Origin of the sequence: Acinetobacter sp. AC1-2, assembly GCF_016124155.1 — a bacterium.
Lineage (GTDB): Bacteria > Pseudomonadota > Gammaproteobacteria > Pseudomonadales > Moraxellaceae > Acinetobacter > Acinetobacter calcoaceticus.
Map to the genome: position 1 here is coordinate 1,417,090 of NZ_JABFFO010000001.1, position 19,125 is coordinate 1,436,214.

A 19,125-nucleotide genomic window follows, 5' to 3' on the forward strand; every position below is an offset into this window, starting at 1 on the left:
GTTAGATCCCTGCATCTGTTGGGTGAGCTTTTAATTTTTTATAAGATGAACTTTGTGGCATGTTCAAATTTGTATTTTTTGGTGGAATTGGCGATAAGAACCACTTCTTATATAAAGCGTCCATTTGACCAGTTTTCCATAGATTATTTACAGTACGGTCAGCAATCGCTTTAAATTTTGTATCACCTTTAGCAAGCATAATGCCATAAGGCTCTGATGAAAGTACTGGACCAACAATTGCGAAAGCTTTAGGTGTAGAAGACTTGGCAACTAAGCCAGCTAAAATATTATCATCCATGACAAATGCAGCAGCACGACCTGATGCCATCATTGCAAAAGAGTCAGAGTGATCTTTACCATAGATGTTTTGGATATTAAGAGCTTGGCCTTTTTCATTCATCTTGATGTATTTATCAGATGTTGTACCTTGAGTTGTTACAACAGCCTTGCCATTTAAATCTGCCAAACTCTTAATGCCAGAGTTCGCTTTAACTGCCATACGTACTTCAGTCGCATAGTAGTTTGTTGAGAAACCAACTTGTTCTTGGCGTTGCTTAGAGTTTGTGGTCGTACCACATTCCATATCGATATTGCCTGCTAAAAGTTCAGGAATACGAGTTGATGAAGTTACTGCCTTGTACTCAACTTTTAGCCCAGGCATTTTCAATTCTTTTTTAATGTCATTTGCAAACTGGTTACAGATATCGACTGCATAACCTACTGGTTTACCTGCAACAACATATGAAATTGGGTCAGAAGATTCTCGGTGGCCAATGACGATTTTTCCGCTGCTTTTAATTTTAGCTAATGTATCTGCTGCCTGAATTTGAGAAGTAGCACCAACCGTACAAAGCATAAATGTTGAAATAATGAGAGAGGTTGCAGAACGTTTCATAAGAACTCCTTGATGATCATTCTCTCTATTTATCTATAGAATCATTCATATAGAGAAATAGAGTGATTTATTATTAAATTGCAATTATCGCGCCAACTTTTCCAAGTAGGACACATCCATTTGCTTCACTTATTTTATTCAATCTGTTTTGCAGAATTAATACCTTTAAAACTGCTCACATGTTTCTACTTTAATCTATATTTTAATCTTCTGTCTATTATTAAGCTCACCTAATTACACTTAAATGTGGCAATTATTGATTACATTGTAAACACATGCACAATAAAGAGGCTTAACTTCTTCTAAAAACTGTTTTTAGAAAAATTATATTTTCTGGAAAATTATAAAAATTAAACTTATTAGAGATTTAGCTAAACATTAAATTCACATTGTAAAAAGCAACTTAAGCATCAAAATAATATATGCAAATGGTTTAATAAAAATCATTTAGAAAATTGATAGTAATATTTAGATAAATGAGTGAACTTAGAAATATTACAAAAATGCCCTGAGAAAATCAGGGCATTTTATAAAGTTTAAATTCCTCGCCAATCTACGCGCGCGTTTCTTTCGGTTTGATATATTCTTAAAACATATTGGCCTAGAGGCAAATCAAGTAAATATTTTTGATAGTTGCTCCATTCTGCAGAAACTTCTTCAGCCTCTTCACGCTCCCATGGCGTACCTTTTACCTCTAATAGTGGTGCAAGCATCGAACAGACAGAAATATCGGCAAGACTTAATCGGTCGCCCACCATATAGCGCGCTTGATTTTCTATTAGATAGTGGTTTAGTCCATTGATGAGTTCGTCCATTTTCTCTTTGGACTGGCTCACTAACTCCTCTTCAAGCTTATAGTTCTTCTTTACGAGTGTTTTGAGAAAAGGTTTTGATATTTTTTCAAACTGACGTAAATAACCTTGTTCACCCATCATAATTTCTAGAGCATGATCCCCTTGGGCTAAATTATGTGCTAATGCCCAACGGCGCACATGTATCCCAAGATCATCAGCCAAACTATCAATTTTCAGTGTTTGTTGTCTAAGTTGCTCATCACGACGTAAAAGCACATGTTCTGGGTAGGTATCATCCAGATAAAGTGCAATTTTGGTTGATTCAGCAATCCATTGATGATCATCTTTCAAAATTGGCAGCAAATTTTGCCCTGTTTTGAGTTGTGCGAAAGCACGATGAAACCCTGGAATCAAGTTATGAGCCACATAATCAAGTTCTTTATGGTCTAACAACCAGCGAGCTTTTTCACAATAATGGGACAAAGGGAACTGATACAAAACCCGCATAAAATCTCCACGTTTATTTTTATTTGACTATTTGTACAAAAATGGTCGATGGTAAGTAGATACTTTAGAAGCTATTTTTAGTGAAAACAATGGATATTGTGCTCATTTTTGCTGACAGTTAAGTCTATTTTTTTTATATCTTTTTTTACCGTACTTATTGCTCTTTTTCATATTAAAACTAATTTTATGATTAATTTTTTGCATAAAAAAAACAACCAATTGATTTTTAATAATTTTTAATATCTTTATTTTTCCATTAAAAATCAAAAAAAATGCTTTGCACTTTATTTCATAAGCTGAGCATAAGTCCTCGTTTAGTGGAAAAATATTTCTTTTGTAAGGTAATGACAGCAATACAAGGTGTCATTATGTCTAATTCTCTATCTAAAACGACGGCGTACGTCCAAGTCATTCAAAATGATCAACAAGCCATTAATGCCGCTTACCAAGTGGCGGATTATGCTTTAGAGGGTCGTAATACACGTGATCAACAACGCTTATTACCGCATGAGCAAATCGAAAGCTTTAGTCAAAAAGGCTTAGGCGGAATTCGCATTGCAAAAAAATACGGCGGTGCTTTTGTTTCCAATAAAACACTGGCACAAGTTTTCCGTATTTTAAGTAAAGGTGATGCGAACGTTGGTCAGATTCCACAAAATCAGATTAGCCTTTTAAACCTGATCGAAATCTTGGGTACAGAACAACAAAAACAATTTATCTTTTCAGAAATATTAGCAGGAAAACGTCTTGCCAACGGTGGCCCAGAACGTAATACACATGACTCAAAAACACTAAGAACCACGCTCACCATTGAAAATGGCAAATATATTTTAAACGGTGAGAAATTTTATTCGACTGGAACAAGTTTTGCGCATTGGCTTGCAATTAAGGCCGTTCATCCTGAAGGCCATGTCGTTTTAGTGATTGTTAACCGAGATACTCAAGGCATTGAAGTCATTAATGACTGGAATGGCTTTGGTCAACGTACAACTGCGAGCGGTACAGTTAAATTAAATGATGTTGAAGTTAATCCTGAACTTATTTTTGATGAACGCTTATTAACACAAGCTCCAACCTATCGCGGTGCTTATTCGCAGTTATTACAAGTTGCAATTGATGTTGGAATTGCAGAAGCCGCTTTTGAAGATACCTTATCGACCATTCATAAAGCACGCCCGATTATTGATGCAAATGTTGAAAAAGCCAGCTTTGAGCATTACACCCTGCAAGAGGTTGGTAAGTTAAATATTGTGCTCGATGCTGCAATTTTATTGCTTGATGAAGCTGCTGAATATTTAGATGAACTGGATCAACTTGAAAATATGACTGATGAACAAGTAGCGAAAGCTTCAATTTTGGTTGCTGAAGCGAAAGTCTATGCCAATGATGCCGCTCTACAAATCTCTGAAAAACTGTTGGAACTTGGCGGTAGCCGTTCAAGTTTAAGCCAACACAATTTAGATCAACATTGGCGAAATGCCCGTGTACATACGTTACATGACCCTGTTCGTTGGAAATTACATGCCATTGGCAATTATTACCTGAATGGTCATTTCCCTGCCCGCCATGCTTGGATTTAAGGAGAAATTGTCATGACTTCATATCAATCGGTTCAAACTAAACAAACATCGGCATCAAACCAAGCACACATTATTCGAAATGATGCTGAAGCTTTGGAAATTGCTAAACAATTTGCTGAGCAATTTAAAAAAACCGCAGTAGAACGCGATACCAAGCGAATTTTACCGTATACCGAAATTGATGCTTTGAGCCAGTCTGGGCTATGGGCAATTACAGTGCCAAAGCAATATGGTGGTGCCGAAGTTTCAAGCCATACTGTAGCTAAAGTAATTGCCCTTTTAAGTGGCGCAGATGGTTCAATCGGACAAATTCCACAAAACCATTTCTATGCTTTAGAAGTCTTACGCAATACGGGAACAGAAGCTCAAAAACAACGCTTATATGGCGAAGTGTTAAATGGGACTCGCTTTGGTAATGCGCTCGCTGAATTTAAAACAAAAACTTCGACTCACAAACAAACCAATATCCGTCCGCACGAAAATGGTTATCTCATTCAAGGTGAAAAGTTTTACTGCACAGGAAGCTTATTTGCTCACCGTATTCCAACCTTAGTTTTAGATGATGCAGGCCGAGAATATCTGGCGTTTGTAAAAAGTGGTTCGCAAGGATTAAAACTTGTGGACGACTGGTCTGGCTTTGGACAGAAAACCACAGGTAGCGGCACAGTTAAATTCGATCAGGTTTTTGTCGATGCAGATGATGTTATTCCTTTTGATACCGCATTTTTACAACCGACCTTAGTGGGCCCTTTTGCCCAAATTATGCATGCATCGATTGAGGTAGGCATTGCACGTGCAGCCTTTGAAGAAAGCTTACAAAGAGTACATCAAGCTCGCCCATGGATTGATTCGCAAGTTGCAACGGCAAACCAGGATCCTTTAACGATTTATGAATTAGGACGCATTGCAGTAGATGTACGAGCAAGTGAAGTTTTATTAAAACAAGCAGCTCAATCAATTGATGCCGCAAAAATTGAAACCACACCTGAAAGGATTGCTAAAGCTTCAATTGATGTTGCCAAAGTACGTGCTCATAGTAGCGATATCGCATTAAAAGCGTCGTCGAAGTTAATTGAACTTGCTGGTAGCCGTGGTAGTCAAGCACAAGAAGGCTTAGACCGTTTCTGGCGCAATGCACGCGTGCATACGTTGCATGATGCTGCACGCTGGAAATATTACTTTATTGGGAACTATGTTCTTAACGGTGTTCTACCACCTCGTCGGGGGACATTGTGATGACTGATTTTAAAGCGAAAGAAATTTTACTCAATGCTTTTGATATGAACTGTGTTGGGCATATTAATCATGGCTTATGGACACATCCACGTGATGAATCACACCGCTTTAATGAACTGAGCTATTGGACAGAACAAGCTAAAACCTTAGAAAGTGGTTTATTTGATGGCTTGTTTATAGCCGATATTACAGGTGTGTATGACGTCTATCAAAATGGTATTGATCTGACTTTAAAAGAGTCCATTCAGCTCCCGAGCCATGACCCATCCACACTCATTTCTGCTATGGCAGCAGTCACTCAAAACTTGAGTTTTGGAGTCACTGTGAACCTGAGCTATGAGCATCCATATCAATTTGCTCGTCGCTTTGCGAGTCTTGACCACTTAACTCAAGGTCGTATTGGCTGGAATATTGTTACTGGTTATCTAGATAGTGCTGAACGCTTGATTGGTCAAAAAGGTTTAAAAGACCACGATGCACGTTATGAACAGGCCGAGGAGTTTTTAGAGCTTTGCTATAAATATTGGGAAGGTTCATGGGAAAACGATGCTGTTAAAAAAGATAAAGTAAAACGTGTTTTTACAGACCCATCTAAAGTTCACACCATCCACCATCACGGAAAATATTACCAAAGTGAAGGTGTATTTCAGGTATCTCCTTCCGTGCAACGCACCCCAACATTATTTCAAGCTGGTGCTTCACCGAAAGGTATGCAGTTTGCGACTCGTCATGCCGAATGTGTATTTATTGGCGGCGACAAGCCCGAAAAAATTCGTGAACAAGTGAAAAAGATCCGCGCTCTTGCTGAACAGCAAGGACGTGCAGGTGATGACATCAAAATCTTTGTCGGCATAACCGTTGTCGTTGCTGAAACACATGATTTAGCTGTACAAAAACTTAATGAATATCGTCAGTACGCAAGTCCTGAAGCAGGCTTAGCTCATTATGCAAGTTCAACTGGTATCGACTTAAGTAAATTTGCCGACGATGAAGCGATTCCTTACCAAAAAAGTAACAGCATTGTTTCGATTACCGAAAAATTTAAAGAACAGCAAATCACTAAAAATGATTTAAAAGCTCAACATGTTTTGGGTGGTCGTTATCCACTCATTGTCGGTAGTGGCGAAGAAGTTGCTGAATATTTAATTCATCTTTTAGATGAAACCGATATTGATGGCTTTAATTTGACGCGTACTGTTGCACCTGAGTCTCACCACGACTTTATTCGCTTGGTCATTCCTGAGCTGCAACAACGTGGTCGCTATAAAACTGCATATAAAACGGGTTCACTACGGAACAAAATCTTTAATCGGGGTGATCAATTACCGAAACAGCACCCTGTTCAAGCGTTCCGATGTAGTCCCTATAACAACAGCAAAAACTTAACAAAAATTGAAGAAATAACTGCTTAAATTTGGAGATAGACATGGCTCAAACAGCCTCTAAAAAATGGCTAGGCGTAGGCTTAGTCGTTGTAGTCCTTTTTGTTGCTTTATTCTTTTGGAATAAACACCGTCAAAGTGGCTCAAATGAACTTGTAATTGGCATTAGTCCACCATTTGCAAAAACTTTACAAGCTGCTGCCGATGAAGCAAAGCTACAGGGTTTAAATGTGAAACTGGTTGAATTTTCTGACTGGAATACACCAAACATTACTTTAAATCATGGGGATATTGATGCGAACTTTTTCCAGCATCAACCGTTCTTAGACAATGTAATTAAAGAAACTGGCTTTAAATTAAAGGCATTTGCAGTGGGTGCAGCATCACATGTGGGACTTTATTCAAAGAAATATAAAAGCCTTGATGACTTGCCACAAAATGCACGTGTAGTCATTCCAAATGATCCAGTGAATCAAGGTCGTGCCCTACTACTGTTACAGCAAGCTAAATTAATTACGCTTAAAGATTCAAACAATCATTTATCTGCACTCAAAGATGTTGTTTCAAACCCTAAAAACTTGCAATTCATCGAGGTTGAAGGACCACAGACTGCTCGTGCAATTGACGATGTTGACTTGGCTTTTGGCTACCCACATTACTTACGCTTAGCAAAAACAGCTGACCCTGAGAGTGCACTTTTACTTGATGACAATACCAATAAACGTTATGCCATTTTATTTGTAGTACGTGATGACTATCAGGACAAGGGCGACAAATTGAAGAAATTTGTTGAGATTTATCAGAACTCGCCAAAAGTTAAAGCTGTCTTAGACGCTGAGATTGGGCCAACACTTTGGTTCCCGGGCTGGAAGTAATAACGGAAAGATTATGGCTATTCAGTTCAAACAATATAAGCCTTGGTTACTCGGAATTACGATTTTAATCGTGATTCTGGGTCTCATCGGTTATCGCTATATTAAAAATAAGCAAACCGATGATGTTTTAACGATTGGCATTAGCCCACCTTATGCTGAGCTATTACAAAGCGTTGCCAATGAAGTTGAAAAGCAAGGTGTTCACGTCAAGCTTGTTGAATTTTCTGACTGGCGAGCACCGAATGTTGCCGTACAAAACGGCGATATTGATGCAAACTTTTTCCAGCAAAGCGTATTTCTACGTAATGCTGTCAAAGAAACTGGTTATGACTTACATGCATTTGCCGTGGGTTCAGGAAGTCACGTAGGTTTATATTCAAAAAAATATAAAACACTTGATGATTTACCTTTAAAAGCACGTGTTGCTATTCCAAATGATCCTGTCAATTTAGCTCGCGCTTTAATTCTGTTACACCGTGCTGGCTTAATTCAGCTAAAAGACAGTAACAATGAACTTTCAACGACCCAAGACATCATTGCGAATCCTAAACAGCTAAATTTTGTTGAAGTTGAAGGCCCTCAAACTGCACATGCATATAACGATGTCGATTTAATTTTCGGCTTCCCCCACTACTTAAAAATGGCAAAGGTAACCGACCCGCATAGCGCATTATTTTTAGATCCAATCGATAAAAAATATGCAATTTTGTTTGTGACCCGTCGCGATTACCAAGATAAAAACCAAAAACTTGCAACCTTTGTTAAAGCATTCCAGAACTCAAAACAAGCACAATACATTCTGGATAAAGACTTTGGCAAAGGTATGTGGTTTCAAGGCTGGAAATAAGGAGAATGACGATGGTGAGTTTTGGATCACAAGTTGATTTTTCTCTACCCCATATCAAAATTCGCAGTTTAAATAAATTTTACCAATCGCAGGGTCAAAAACTGCATGCTTTAAAAGAAATTAACCTTGATGTTCCTCAAGGTAAAATCTTAGGCATTATTGGTAAAAGTGGTGCAGGAAAATCTTCCTTACTTCGCACTTTAAATGGCTTAGAACAAGTGAATACTGGCAGTATTCATATTCATCAACAAAACATTGCTGAATTGAGTCATGCCGAGCTCATCCAAACCCGTCAACGGATTGGAATGATTTTTCAACATTTCAATTTAATGTCTGCAAAAACAGTTTGGGAAAATGTGGCATTGCCCTTAAAAGTTTCCAATTACAACAAAGCAGATATCGACCAACGTGTAAATGAAGTTTTGGCACTGGTGGGATTGGCAGATAAGTCTGGCTATTATCCGTCACAACTTTCTGGTGGGCAAAAGCAACGTGTCGGTATTGCACGCGCACTGGTTCATCACCCTGAAATTTTACTTTGTGATGAAGCGACTTCAGCACTTGATCCAGAAAGTACAGCCACTATTTTGGCTTTACTTAAAAAGATTAATCAGGAGCTTGGCTTAACTATTGTATTAATCACTCACGAAATGCAGGTCATTCGAGAAATTTGCGATCAAGTCGTAGTGATTGATCAAGGTGAGATTGTAGAGGCTGGACAAGTTTGGTCCGTGTTTTCACGACCAGAGCAACAAATTACTCAAGAATTGCTGAATCTTGAACAGATCACCCTGCCTTTTAAGATCAGTCCGTTACCGGATGAAAATTCGACTCATATTATTATAAAACTTAAATATGAGTCTGAAGCTCATCAGGTTCCTGATATTCAAGAGCTACTTGCTAAGTTTAAAGCGCCAGTTAATTTATATCAAAGTCAGGTCGACACCATTCAAGGGCACATTATTGGCTCACTTTTAGTGGGTATTCCTAATGTAGAAATTGATATTTCATCCATACGACAAGACGCATTAACAGCAATTGCACAATTTGAGGTACTTGGCTATGCCCGACCAGCTCATTGATCTATTAATTAGTGGAACTGTAGATACCTTACTGATGGTGGGTGCATCTGCGTTTATTGCTTTTTTAATTGGCTTACCGATTGCTGTAGTTCTAGTAAGTACTTCTGAGCATGGCATTCACCCATCACAAAAGATTAATCAGGCTTTGGGCTGGGTAATCAACATTACTCGTTCTGTACCTTTTCTTATTTTAATGGTTGCCCTGATTCCGCTTACTCGCTGGATTGTGGGTACGAGTTATGGCGTTTGGGCAGCCGTTGTTCCCTTAACTATTGCAGCAATTCCTTTCTTTGCGCGTATTGCAGAAGTCAGCTTACGCGAAGTCGATCAAGGCTTAATTGAAGCAGCACAAGCAATGGGTTGTAACCGTAAACAAATTATTTGGCATGTGCTTTTACCGGAGGCTTTACCAGGTATTGTGGCAGGCTTTACCGTGACTATTGTTACCATGATCAACTCCTCTGCTATTGCTGGTGCTATTGGTGCTGGTGGCTTAGGAGACATCGCTTATCGTTATGGCTATCAACGTTTTGATATGCAAATTATGGTCGCTGTAATTTTAGTGTTGATTGTTTTAGTCATGTTAGTGCAAGCGACTGGTGATGCATTAGCCCAGCAACTTGATAAACGTAAAGTTTAAACGCAAGAGAACCCTGCTCTAGCCATGACTTTGTCATGGCTTTCATGTAAAATCAGCGACAATTTTTAATTTACACATTTGTGAGTGGTTTTCATGGGTTTTAATTGCGGTATTGTTGGTCTGCCAAACGTAGGGAAATCTACCCTTTTCAATGCATTAACGAAAGCAGCAATTGCAGCGGAAAACTTCCCTTTCTGTACCATTGAGCCAAACACAGGTATTGTTCCTGTACCAGATCCACGTTTAGACAAACTTGCTGCGATTGTTAAACCGCAACGTATTTTGCCAACTACAATGGAATTTGTAGATATTGCAGGTCTTGTTGCTGGTGCATCAAAAGGTGAAGGCTTGGGTAACCAGTTCCTTGCTAACATTCGTGAAACTGATGCAATTGCTCATGTTGTACGTTGTTTCGAAGATGAAAACGTGATTCACGTAAATGGTAAAATCGATCCATTAGACGACATCGCAACCATCAATACTGAACTTGCACTTGCAGACCTTGAAACTGTTGCTAAAGCAATTTTACGCTTAACTAAAGTTGCTAAAGGCGGTGACAAAGAAGCTGTTGCAACTAAAGCTGTTTTAGAAAAAATCCAACCATTACTAGACGAAGGTAAACCAGCACGCGCTGCTGATTTGTCTGATGACGAACGTAAATTAGTTCGTGGTTTTGGTTTAATGACTTTAAAACCAACGATGTATATTGCCAACGTTGCTGAAGATGGTTTTGAAAATAACCCACATTTAGATGCAGTAAAAAAACTTGCTGCGGAAGAAAATGCAATTGTTGTTCCTCTTTGCAACCAGATCGAAGCTGAAATTTCATTATTAGAAGATGAAGATCGTGCTGAGTTCCTAGAAGCAATGGGCATGGAAGAACCAGGCTTAAATGTGGTTATTCGTGCAGGTTATGCACTTTTAGGTTTACAAACTTATTTCACTGCTGGTGTACAAGAAGTACGTGCATGGACAGTAAAAGTTGGTGCAACCGCTCCTCAAGCAGCTGGTGTTATTCATACTGACTTTGAAAAAGGCTTTATCCGTGCTGAAGTTGTTGCATATGATGACTTCGTACAATATAACGGTGAAAACGGCGCTAAAGAAGCTGGTAAATGGCGTTTAGAAGGTAAAACTTACATTGTTCAAGATGGCGATGTAATGCACTTCCGTTTTAACGTTTAAGTTAAAGCTTAAGAAAAAGCCCCAACATATTGGGGCTTTTTTTATATTTATAAGGAATGGTTCAGATCCATCATCTCTCGTTTACTACGTGCTTCTTTCAAAATTCGCTCATGCAATGGTTTTCTAAAACCCAGCATAAATATAAATTCTGCCAATACAAATAACGGCCCAATCGCAAGTCCTATTACATCATCCACAAAAGCTGGTTTTTTCTTTTCGAAATAATGCCCAACAAACTGAAAGACCCACCCCACCACAAAGAAGCCAATACTTGCTGCTAACCATTCTCCCCAAGATAATTGAGCAATTTGGCTCGCCAGTGGATAGACAGCGACTAAAAGAATCAGCATGAGTAAACCAAATACTTTATCTAAAATAAAATAATAAATCGTACTAGCTGCAATCAACACCATGGCTAAAGTCAGTTTAAAATCACTAATATCTATCCCAGCTCTTGCTGTTAAACATAAAATTGAAAACACGATGAGTGGAATACCAATAAAATGCGTCAAAATATTTTTATGATTTAAGTGGTAAGCCGCATATTTGCTAAGCTGTTGCTCCAGATTCGACATGAGTTGTTCCCTATTCATCTATCTATAGTCATACTGTACAAATAAGGAAAACTTAAAGTTGTCAGCTATTTGACAAAGTAATGATTTTTTTCATGGATGGCCCCAATATTGGACCTTATTTATATTAACCGACTAAAAGAAAATACATGGTTTAGTGTGCTTCCAGAAGCATTCCAAAACTTTATTCTAGAACATGGTAAGCAAAGAACTTTTGAAAAAAATAGTTATGTTTTCCGTACCCAAGATGTGTTTGATGGCATTTATACCGTGCTTGAAGGCTCAATTAGCTTAGGTTATGTCGATGTAAATGGTAATGAAGCACTTTCTGCAATTGCTGAACCAATTATGTGGTTTGGTGAAATATCCCTCATTGACCATGAACCGCGCTCGCACGATGCGATTGCTTTGAAAAAAAGTACGGTTCTGCATATTCCTGCGAAGCCCTTAAATGAGCTACTCAAAGAAAACCCCTATTACTGGTACTATTTTGCACGTTTAACCAGTCAAAAACTCAGGTATGTCTTCTTAGAACAGATAGCTATACAAACACGCAGTATTTCTCAAAGGCTTGTTCAGCGTCTTCTATTTATTTTAGAGGGTTATGGTAATCATATTCTCATTCAAGATCATCACATTCATATTTCTCAAGAACAATTGGCAAATATGCTAACGACATCTAGACAGACCATCAATCATGAACTAAGCCTGCTCGAAAAACAAAAGATCATCAAAATTGCTTTTAAAAAAATTGAGATTTTAGATATTGAAAAATTGAAAGTAATTGCTCATGCCCATTCGTGATTCTTGCTAAGGCAGCTATATAACAAAAACTTAAAATTAAATTAAAAAATTAGATAACGCTGCAAAACAAAACATTGTTCAAACTCTATTTCACAAAATAAATGTTTTAAAGCAGATATTTTCATTTTACACTCATGCTGAGCAATAATACTCAACAAGGCGCTGATTAACATGAAAAAATTATCAACAATTCTTACAGCAGGCGTATTGGCTATGCTAAGTGTTTCGGCATTTGCATGTCCAAAAGGAACTCAATTACAAGGCGGTACAGGACCAAATCATAAAGGCGGAAAATGTGTTGCTGCACACGGCAAAGCAACTGCTAAAAAAGAAGTAGCAAAAGCAAAACAAGATGTTAAAAAAGATATGACTGAACAAAAGCATGAAGCCATGACGAAATCTATGCATGCTCAGCATGATGCAAATCAAATGAAACATGACGCAATGAAACCAGCAACAAAACCTTAATTAACATTTACTCATTATCGTTTAAAAGCAAAAAAGCGAGATTGATCATCTCGCTTTTTATATTTGTCTGCTTTATTTTGGAGAAGTATTTCCAAGACTTGGCTTCTCAATTGCATCCTTACATTGAGCTTTATCTCGCTCATAATCTGCCTGCTTCTTAGCAACCGAATCATTATTTTCAAGCGTTTCACGAGCCCACACATCTAGACTAGTGAGAGCTTTACGACAAAGCGCGTATTTCCCTTCTGTCACTGAGTCAGTCATTTTCACATTGATACGCCAGTCCGTACTCAATTGACGTAAAGGTTTACGAACTTTGTCATCGATTTGACTCAGTTGCTTTTCATAAACCAAATGCTCAACCGTATTAATTAATGTCCATGCTTTTTGAGCATAAACAGTTGCATCATTGGTTAGTTTCGGTGCTGGTTTAATTTCTACTTTTTTTTCTGCACCCTGATTACCATTGTCACAGCCCTGCAATGTAAAAATACCTGCACTCAACATGGCGATATAAACTAAACGAATCTTTGCGTTGAACATATCAAACTGCCGATTAAACATTTCGGCACTATGCTATTAAATTCGGCTACAATACTCAATCTTTCAAGTATTTTTATCATTTGGTTTATTGCCAAGGTGCATTGTGTCCAAACAACAATTGATGGCTAATCAAACGGCAACTTTTTGGCAAGGTGCCAAAGATAGTCAAGCTATCGTACTCACCTATTTACCCGTTTCTTTTGCCTTCGGTGTTTCTGCATCTCAGTTTGGTTTTACACCATGGGAAGCTTTTTTCCTATCTTGCTCAATGTATGCTGGAGCCAGTCAGTTCTTGGTTGTCGCACTTTTGGCTAGTGGTTCATCTATCTGGTTAACTGCATTAACAGTCATTGCACTAGATATTCGTCATGTGCTTTATGGACCAGCGCTATATAACCTTATTCCCAACAAGTTAAATCTTAAAAAAACGGCGGTTTGGGCATGGGGCTTAACCGATGAAGTTTTTGCAAGTGGCATGATCCAACTTTCACAACGTCGTCAGCAATGGTCAGAGTCTTGGATGTTAGGACTTAGCCTATTTAGTTGGATGGCTTGGGCAACTGGCTCTTTACTGGGCGGATTATTTGCAGATCAGGTCACTCATCTTCCAAAATTTTTACAAGCAGCATTAGACTTTTTACTTCCAGCTTTATTTTTGAGTTTTTTGTTAGCCGCATTTGAGCGAAAGCATAGCCTTGTAGTTGCTGTATCTTTAGTCGTTTCAGCTTTAGCCTGCTATTGGATTAACTTATCTGCTGCCATTTTTATTGGTATTCTTTCAGGCATTTTAGCAGGCCTGTTTAAACATTATGTTTTAAGACAACAAGAAGAGGTCGAAGTTTAAAATGAACCTAGAGATTATTCTGGTCGGCATAATTGTGGGTATTGCTAATTTCGCCTCACGTTTTGGACCATTCTTTGTTATACAAAAGCTGCAAGGTACACAGCAAAGACGCGGTTCAGTCTGGTTAAAAATTGCTTTGGGCTGTATTGGTATATCTGCAATTAGCGCCATGCTTGTTGTTGCCACTCTTCCACCACTTCTTGAAAATCCAGATAAGAGTTTCGCCATGCTTATCGGTTTTCTGGTTTTAGCAGGCCTTTATTTTAAATTTAAGAAAATTGTTCCAGCAACTTTAACTGCCGCAATTGTTTATGGCCTGATCTATACTTATTTACCTTTATAAATAGATAAACTCATTTTCCTTATATAAAATAAATCACAGCCAGAGGTCTTTAAACTTCTGGCGTAAAAACTAATTTTTTGAATTGATTAAAAAGATAACTTCATCTACCCATTAGAGATAAAAATGTCACAAGTTAAAATTTACGCAAATGAACAAACGATTATGCAATATCGAGAATTACTTTCTCATGCCATACATCAAGCACTCATTGAAGAATTGAAATATCCGGTTGAGAAAAGATTTCAACGTTTTATTAGCCTTAAACCAGGAAACTTTATTTATCCTTCTGACCGTAGCCAACACTACATCATCATTGAGCTTTCAATGTTTATAGGTCGTAGTACAGAAACGAAAAAGAGACTTATCCAAACATTATTTCGCAATATTGAAGAACAATGCAAAATAGCACCTCAAGATATCGAAATTACGATTTTTGAAACACCTAAAGAAAATTGGGGTATTCGCGGTAAAAATGCAGATGAGCTACTTTTAAACTATCAAGTTAATGTCTAAATAAAGTACATTCTTAATTGTCCGACAAAATTCATTTTTTATGCGTTATAAGGCTTAACTCCACCATAAGTTCTGCTATGCTTAAAAAAATAATTTTGTCAGGATGATTCGCATGAGCGTGACACTCGGTACCCCACTTCAATCTTCTGCATTTAAAGTTTTATTGTTAGGTTCAGGAGAGCTTGGCAAAGAAGTTGTAATTTCCTTACAACGTCTTGGTGTAGAAGTACATGCAGCCGACCGTTATGATCATGCGCCAGCCATGCAAGTTGCACATTTTTCTTATGTGTTAAATATGGCTGATCCTACTCAATTAAAACAACTTATCGAAAAAATTAAACCGAATTTAATTGTTCCAGAAATTGAAGCTATCGCTACAGAAGTTCTCGTTGAAATTGAAGCGAGCCAAACTGCAACTGTTATTCCTTCTGCTAAAGCTGTAAACCTTACAATGAACCGTGAAGGTATTCGTCGTCTTGCTGCTGAAGAACTTGGTTTACCTACCTCTGCTTATCGCTTTGCTGACTCACTAGAAAGCTTCCGCGCCGCTTCTGATGATATTGGTTATCCAAATTTTGTAAAACCAGTGATGTCATCTTCAGGTAAAGGCCAATCTCGTGTAAAAAGCTTCGATGAAGTCGATGCTGCTTGGGAATATGCGATGCAAGGTGGTCGTGTTAACCAAGGTACGGTCATCATTGAATCTCAAATTGATTTTGATTTTGAAATTACATTACTTACCGTTCGTGCAAAAAATCCTGAAACTGGTGAAATCGAAACTCACTACTGCGACCCAATTGGTCACCGCCAAGATGCTGGTGATTATGTAGAAAGCTGGCAGCCTCAACCAATGACACCTGCTGCACTTGAAGAAGCAAAACGTATTGCAAATAAAGTGACAACAGCACTGGGTGGCTGTGGTATTTTTGGTGTAGAACTGTTTATTAAAGGCGATAAAGTCTGGTTCAGTGAAGTATCACCTCGCCCACATGATACAGGTCTAGTAACTCTAGCATCGCAATTTCAAAGCGAATTTGAACTGCATGCTCGTGCAATTTTAGGATTACCAGTGAACACAGCTCGCCATAGTGTTGCCGCTAGTGCAGTTATTTATGCAGGAGTGGATGCCAACAACTTAAGCTACAGTGGATTAAATACGGCGTTAGCCAACCCAAATACTGACCTACGCCTGTTTGGTAAACCAGAAGGTTTCAAACGACGTCGTATGGGTGTAGCAACTGCTCGTGCAGAAAATACTGATCTTGCTCGTACTTTAGCGAAAGAAACCGCTGATCAAGTAAGCGTAAAAACCAACTCTTAATATTTACTTATTGGTAGACCCATTTTCATGATCAATACATCGCCATTGCTGAACTACGTTACAAGCCATCATGATATTAAAGCCATTAATCAATGGCGAACGGATGTAGAAAAGCAATTGCAGGATTCATATGAAAATGGGCAATCGATTCGAGAAGTCATTAAAGCGCGCTCAGACCTAGTTGATGAAGCACTGATCTTTTTATGGAAACATGCCGAACTCGACCAGACAGGATTAGGTCTTTTTGCTGTAGGTGGTTATGGGCGCCGTGAAATGTTGCCCTATTCCGACGTTGATATCATGATTTTGTCAGAACATGAAATTAACGAAGAAAACGAAAAGCGTATTTCTACATTTATTTCCTCTTTATGGGATGTTGGTAATTTTAAACCCGGAATTAGCGTTCGTACCATCCAAAGCTGTGTTGAACAAGCTGCGACAGATCTAACCGTTGCAACGACTTTAATTGAAGCTCGTTTAATTACGGGTAATAGTCAACTTGCAAAATGGCCGCGTCGTATTGTTTCGCAAACGTGGACAGACAAAACATTTTTTGATGCAAAAATGGCTGAACAAGCTAAGCGTTACCACCAACACAACAATACTGAAAGCAATTTAGAACCCGATATTAAAAATGCACCGGGTGGCATTCGTGACATTAACCAGATTGGCTGGATTGCCAAGCGTCATTTCCGCGTAAACCGCATTTATGACTTAGTACATTTAGGTTTTATTTCAGAGTTTGAATTAACAGTTTTAGAAGAAGCTGAAAGTTTTCTTTGGGAAATTCGCCACCACTTACACCGCTTAGCGAAACGTGATGAAAACCGTCTTTTGTTCGATCATCAAAGAGAAATTGCAGCTCAATTTGGTTATGTCCGTCAAGAAGGTCAACCTGTAAATTACGGTGTTGAGCAGTTCATGAAACGCTACTACCGTACCGCACAACAGGTTTCTACCCTCAATGAAATGTTGTTGGCCTATTTTAGCGAATCAGTCATTACTCCTCGCTTACCAAATTACGAACGTAAAATTGAAGAAGTTAATAATCATTTTAAAATCGTTGATAACAAGCTTGCAGTACAGCACCACAAAATATTCGCAGAACACCCAAGTGCTATTTTAGAATTATTCTATATTTTGGCTAATCGACCAGATATTGAAGGGATCCGCGCTCGCACTCTACGCTTACTTATTCTTGCTGCAAAACGCATTAATCAAAATTATCGAGATAATCCTGAACATCAAGCGCTATTTATGTCGATTATTCGCTCACCCTATCGTCTATACGATACTTTGGTTGCGATGAAGCGCTATGGTGTTTTAGGAAACTATATTCCAGCATTTGGCCAAATTATGGGTCTTATGCAATATGACCTATTCCATATCTATACGGTCGATGCTCACACATTATTATTGCTACGCAACTTAAACCGTTTTAAAGAACCTGAGTTTGCTAAAGAGTTCCCTGTTGTAAGCTCTGTTTTCCAACGTCTCGCACGTCAAGATATTGTATTTATCGCTGCATTATTTCATGACATTGCTAAAGGCCGCGGTGGAGACCATAGTGAACTCGGTGCAGAAGATGCAATCGAATTTGGACGTGCGCACGGTTTTACAGAGCGTGAATGCAAACTAATTGCATGGCTCATCCACAACCATTTGCTCATGTCACTGACCGCTCAGAAAAAGGATATTTCCGATCCGGATGTTGTTAAAGATTTTGCTGAAAAACTTGGCGATATGGAACATCTTGATTATCTATACACCTTAACGGTTGCCGATATTAATGCAACAAATCCAAAACTATGGAACACATGGCGTGCTTCACTTATGCGTCAACTTTATACGCATGCCCGTGATGTAATTCGTACAGGTTTAAGTCGTCCTGTTGATTATCAAATGCTGATTGAAGACACCAAATTTGCAGCAAGTGAATTACTGGTGAATAACTTCTCATTAGCAGACGTCGAAAAAGTATGGCAAGAACTTGGTGATGAATACTTCATTAAAGAATCAGCAGATGAAATTGCATGGCACACTCAAGCAATTTTGAAACACGGTGATAATCCAGAGCCATTAGTACTGTTGCGTGCTCACCGTAAAGCTGCCCAAGATGCAGTGCAAATCTTTATATATACACGTGACCAACCCAACCTTTTTGCCACCACTGTAGCAGTTTTGGACAAAATGAATTTAGACGTTCAAGATGCAAAAATTATTACGGCAAGTACGGCATTTAGCTTGGACACCTATGTTGTACTTGATCGTTTTGGTACATTGCTGACCGACCCTGAACGCGAAGAAACAGTTAAAAATGCATTAGTAAAAGCGCTTAGTCAGCCAGACCAATATCCAGGACTCATGCAACGCCGAATTCCACGTCAACTACGTCATTTTGATATTGAAAATACAGTCGACGTTACATTGAATGAAGCGTTACAGCAAAACATGGTCGAAATTTCAACACTTGATCACCCTGGCCTACTTGCACGCGTAGGTGGCTTATTTATGATGCAAGGTTTAGACATCCATTCAGCTAGAATTGCAACTTTAGGTGAACGTGCAGAAGATATTTTCTTTGTCACGAAAAAAGATGGAAAACCGTTAAATAACGAAGAGGTCAAACTCTTCTCGGAAAAGCTTAAAGCTGCATTAGATGAAGCATCTAATCAAATTTGTCAGCACTGAAAC

The 19,125-nt window shown here is 38.5% G+C and carries 19 protein-coding genes; 15 read left to right on the top strand and 4 right to left on the bottom strand.

All coding sequences use genetic code 11. From position 1 onward, the window contains the following. Position 1: 1 nt before the first annotated feature. A complete protein-coding gene (locus tag HL290_RS06575; protein ID WP_004642554.1) occupies positions 2–895 on the bottom strand; it encodes an amino acid ABC transporter substrate-binding protein in 894 nt (297 codons plus the stop codon). 536 nt (positions 896–1,431) lie between these two features. Then, complete coding sequence (locus HL290_RS06580; protein ID WP_198495969.1) at positions 1,432–2,196, bottom strand: glutathione S-transferase family protein; 765 nt, start codon at positions 2,194–2,196, stop codon at positions 1,432–1,434. 344 nt (positions 2,197–2,540) lie between these two features. Here HL290_RS06580 and HL290_RS06585 point away from each other — a divergent pair, with 344 nt between their 5' ends. The 8 genes from HL290_RS06585 to ychF all read left to right on the top strand — a co-directional run bounded on the left by HL290_RS06585 (position 2,541) and on the right by ychF (position 11,023). Beyond that, positions 2,541–3,776: an SfnB family sulfur acquisition oxidoreductase gene (locus HL290_RS06585; RefSeq protein WP_198495970.1), complete on the top strand. Its 1,236-nt coding sequence runs from the start codon at positions 2,541–2,543 to the stop codon at positions 3,774–3,776. Between the two features lie 12 nt (positions 3,777–3,788). Then, positions 3,789–5,012, top strand: coding sequence for an SfnB family sulfur acquisition oxidoreductase (locus tag HL290_RS06590; protein ID WP_198495971.1), 1,224 nt, complete (start codon positions 3,789–3,791; stop codon positions 5,010–5,012). After that, complete coding sequence (locus HL290_RS06595) at positions 5,012–6,424, top strand: LLM class flavin-dependent oxidoreductase (RefSeq protein WP_198495972.1); 1,413 nt, start codon at positions 5,012–5,014, stop codon at positions 6,422–6,424. The genes HL290_RS06590 and HL290_RS06595 overlap by 1 nt, the downstream gene beginning before the upstream one ends. Positions 6,425–6,438: 14 nt before the next feature. Then, positions 6,439–7,269, top strand: coding sequence for a MetQ/NlpA family ABC transporter substrate-binding protein (locus HL290_RS06600; protein WP_198495973.1), 831 nt, complete (start codon positions 6,439–6,441; stop codon positions 7,267–7,269). 13 nt (positions 7,270–7,282) lie between these two features. Beyond that, the gene (locus HL290_RS06605) at positions 7,283–8,116 is read left to right on the top strand and encodes a MetQ/NlpA family ABC transporter substrate-binding protein (protein ID WP_198495974.1); all 834 of its coding nucleotides are present in this window, start codon (positions 7,283–7,285) and stop codon (positions 8,114–8,116) included. A gap of 5 nt (positions 8,117–8,121) precedes the next feature. Beyond that, a complete protein-coding gene (locus HL290_RS06610) occupies positions 8,122–9,198 on the top strand; it encodes a methionine ABC transporter ATP-binding protein (RefSeq protein WP_198495975.1) in 1,077 nt (358 codons plus the stop codon). Continuing rightward, complete coding sequence (locus HL290_RS06615) at positions 9,179–9,838, top strand: methionine ABC transporter permease (RefSeq protein ID WP_080026837.1); 660 nt, start codon at positions 9,179–9,181, stop codon at positions 9,836–9,838. Before HL290_RS06610 ends, HL290_RS06615 begins: the two co-directional genes overlap by 20 nt. A 93-nt stretch (positions 9,839–9,931) precedes the next feature. Next, positions 9,932–11,023, top strand: coding sequence for a redox-regulated ATPase YchF (ychF, locus tag HL290_RS06620; protein WP_017390507.1), 1,092 nt, complete (start codon positions 9,932–9,934; stop codon positions 11,021–11,023). Between the two features lie 47 nt (positions 11,024–11,070). Here ychF and HL290_RS06625 read toward each other — a convergent pair whose 3' ends face one another. Next, positions 11,071–11,598 carry a DUF962 domain-containing protein gene (locus HL290_RS06625; protein ID WP_127491517.1) on the bottom strand — a complete coding sequence of 176 codons (528 nt, stop codon included), beginning with the start codon at positions 11,596–11,598 and terminating at the stop codon, positions 11,071–11,073. Between the two features lie 96 nt (positions 11,599–11,694). Here HL290_RS06625 and HL290_RS06630 point away from each other — a divergent pair, with 96 nt between their 5' ends. After that, positions 11,695–12,399, top strand: coding sequence for a Crp/Fnr family transcriptional regulator (locus HL290_RS06630; RefSeq protein WP_198495976.1), 705 nt, complete (start codon positions 11,695–11,697; stop codon positions 12,397–12,399). 171 nt (positions 12,400–12,570) lie between these two features. Continuing rightward, a complete protein-coding gene (locus HL290_RS06635) occupies positions 12,571–12,867 on the top strand; it encodes a hypothetical protein (protein ID WP_003651320.1) in 297 nt (98 codons plus the stop codon). Positions 12,868–12,939: 72 nt separating this feature from the next. Here HL290_RS06635 and HL290_RS06640 read toward each other — a convergent pair whose 3' ends face one another. Beyond that, on the bottom strand, positions 12,940–13,410 hold the full coding sequence (locus HL290_RS06640; RefSeq protein WP_026056091.1) for a hypothetical protein: 471 nt from the start codon (positions 13,408–13,410) through the stop codon (positions 12,940–12,942). A gap of 121 nt (positions 13,411–13,531) precedes the next feature. On the opposite strand from HL290_RS06640, the gene HL290_RS06645 reads away from it, so the two are divergent. The 5 genes from HL290_RS06645 (at position 13,532) to glnD (ending at position 19,122) form a co-directional block, all read left to right on the top strand. Further along, positions 13,532–14,254, top strand: coding sequence for an AzlC family ABC transporter permease (locus HL290_RS06645; protein ID WP_198496399.1), 723 nt, complete (start codon positions 13,532–13,534; stop codon positions 14,252–14,254). Between the two features lies 1 nt (position 14,255). Beyond that, positions 14,256–14,597 carry an L-valine transporter subunit YgaH gene (ygaH, locus tag HL290_RS06650; protein WP_017390502.1) on the top strand — a complete coding sequence of 114 codons (342 nt, stop codon included), beginning with the start codon at positions 14,256–14,258 and terminating at the stop codon, positions 14,595–14,597. A 123-nt stretch (positions 14,598–14,720) separates the two neighbouring features. Then, a complete protein-coding gene (locus HL290_RS06655; protein ID WP_005041253.1) occupies positions 14,721–15,110 on the top strand; it encodes a tautomerase family protein in 390 nt (129 codons plus the stop codon). 103 nt (positions 15,111–15,213) lie between these two features. After that, positions 15,214–16,431, top strand: a complete 1,218-nt coding sequence (gene purT, locus HL290_RS06660; protein ID WP_080632523.1) for a formate-dependent phosphoribosylglycinamide formyltransferase — start codon at positions 15,214–15,216, stop codon at positions 16,429–16,431. 27 nt (positions 16,432–16,458) lie between these two features. Further along, positions 16,459–19,122, top strand: a complete 2,664-nt coding sequence (gene glnD / locus HL290_RS06665; protein ID WP_198495977.1) for a [protein-PII] uridylyltransferase — start codon at positions 16,459–16,461, stop codon at positions 19,120–19,122. Positions 19,123–19,125 lie beyond the last annotated feature (3 nt).

Coding starts and splice junctions, on each gene's coding strand:
- HL290_RS06575 (WP_004642554.1), bottom strand. CDS start 895: ATGAAACGTTCTGCAACCTCTCTCATTATTTCAACATTTATGCTTTGT.
- HL290_RS06580 (WP_198495969.1), bottom strand. CDS start 2,196: ATGCGGGTTTTGTATCAGTTCCCTTTGTCCCATTATTGTGAAAAAGCT.
- HL290_RS06585 (WP_198495970.1), top strand. CDS start 2,541: ATGACAGCAATACAAGGTGTCATTATGTCTAATTCTCTATCTAAAACG.
- HL290_RS06590 (WP_198495971.1), top strand. CDS start 3,789: ATGACTTCATATCAATCGGTTCAAACTAAACAAACATCGGCATCAAAC.
- HL290_RS06595 (WP_198495972.1), top strand. CDS start 5,012: ATGACTGATTTTAAAGCGAAAGAAATTTTACTCAATGCTTTTGATATG.
- HL290_RS06600 (WP_198495973.1), top strand. CDS start 6,439: ATGGCTCAAACAGCCTCTAAAAAATGGCTAGGCGTAGGCTTAGTCGTT.
- HL290_RS06605 (WP_198495974.1), top strand. CDS start 7,283: ATGGCTATTCAGTTCAAACAATATAAGCCTTGGTTACTCGGAATTACG.
- HL290_RS06610 (WP_198495975.1), top strand. CDS start 8,122: ATGACGATGGTGAGTTTTGGATCACAAGTTGATTTTTCTCTACCCCAT.
- HL290_RS06615 (WP_080026837.1), top strand. CDS start 9,179: ATGCCCGACCAGCTCATTGATCTATTAATTAGTGGAACTGTAGATACC.
- ychF (WP_017390507.1), top strand. CDS start 9,932: ATGGGTTTTAATTGCGGTATTGTTGGTCTGCCAAACGTAGGGAAATCT.
- HL290_RS06625 (WP_127491517.1), bottom strand. CDS start 11,598: ATGTCGAATCTGGAGCAACAGCTTAGCAAATATGCGGCTTACCACTTA.
- HL290_RS06630 (WP_198495976.1), top strand. CDS start 11,695: ATGGCCCCAATATTGGACCTTATTTATATTAACCGACTAAAAGAAAAT.
- HL290_RS06635 (WP_003651320.1), top strand. CDS start 12,571: ATGAAAAAATTATCAACAATTCTTACAGCAGGCGTATTGGCTATGCTA.
- HL290_RS06640 (WP_026056091.1), bottom strand. CDS start 13,410: ATGTTCAACGCAAAGATTCGTTTAGTTTATATCGCCATGTTGAGTGCA.
- HL290_RS06645 (WP_198496399.1), top strand. CDS start 13,532: ATGGCTAATCAAACGGCAACTTTTTGGCAAGGTGCCAAAGATAGTCAA.
- ygaH (WP_017390502.1), top strand. CDS start 14,256: ATGAACCTAGAGATTATTCTGGTCGGCATAATTGTGGGTATTGCTAAT.
- HL290_RS06655 (WP_005041253.1), top strand. CDS start 14,721: ATGTCACAAGTTAAAATTTACGCAAATGAACAAACGATTATGCAATAT.
- purT (WP_080632523.1), top strand. CDS start 15,214: ATGATTCGCATGAGCGTGACACTCGGTACCCCACTTCAATCTTCTGCA.
- glnD (WP_198495977.1), top strand. CDS start 16,459: ATGATCAATACATCGCCATTGCTGAACTACGTTACAAGCCATCATGAT.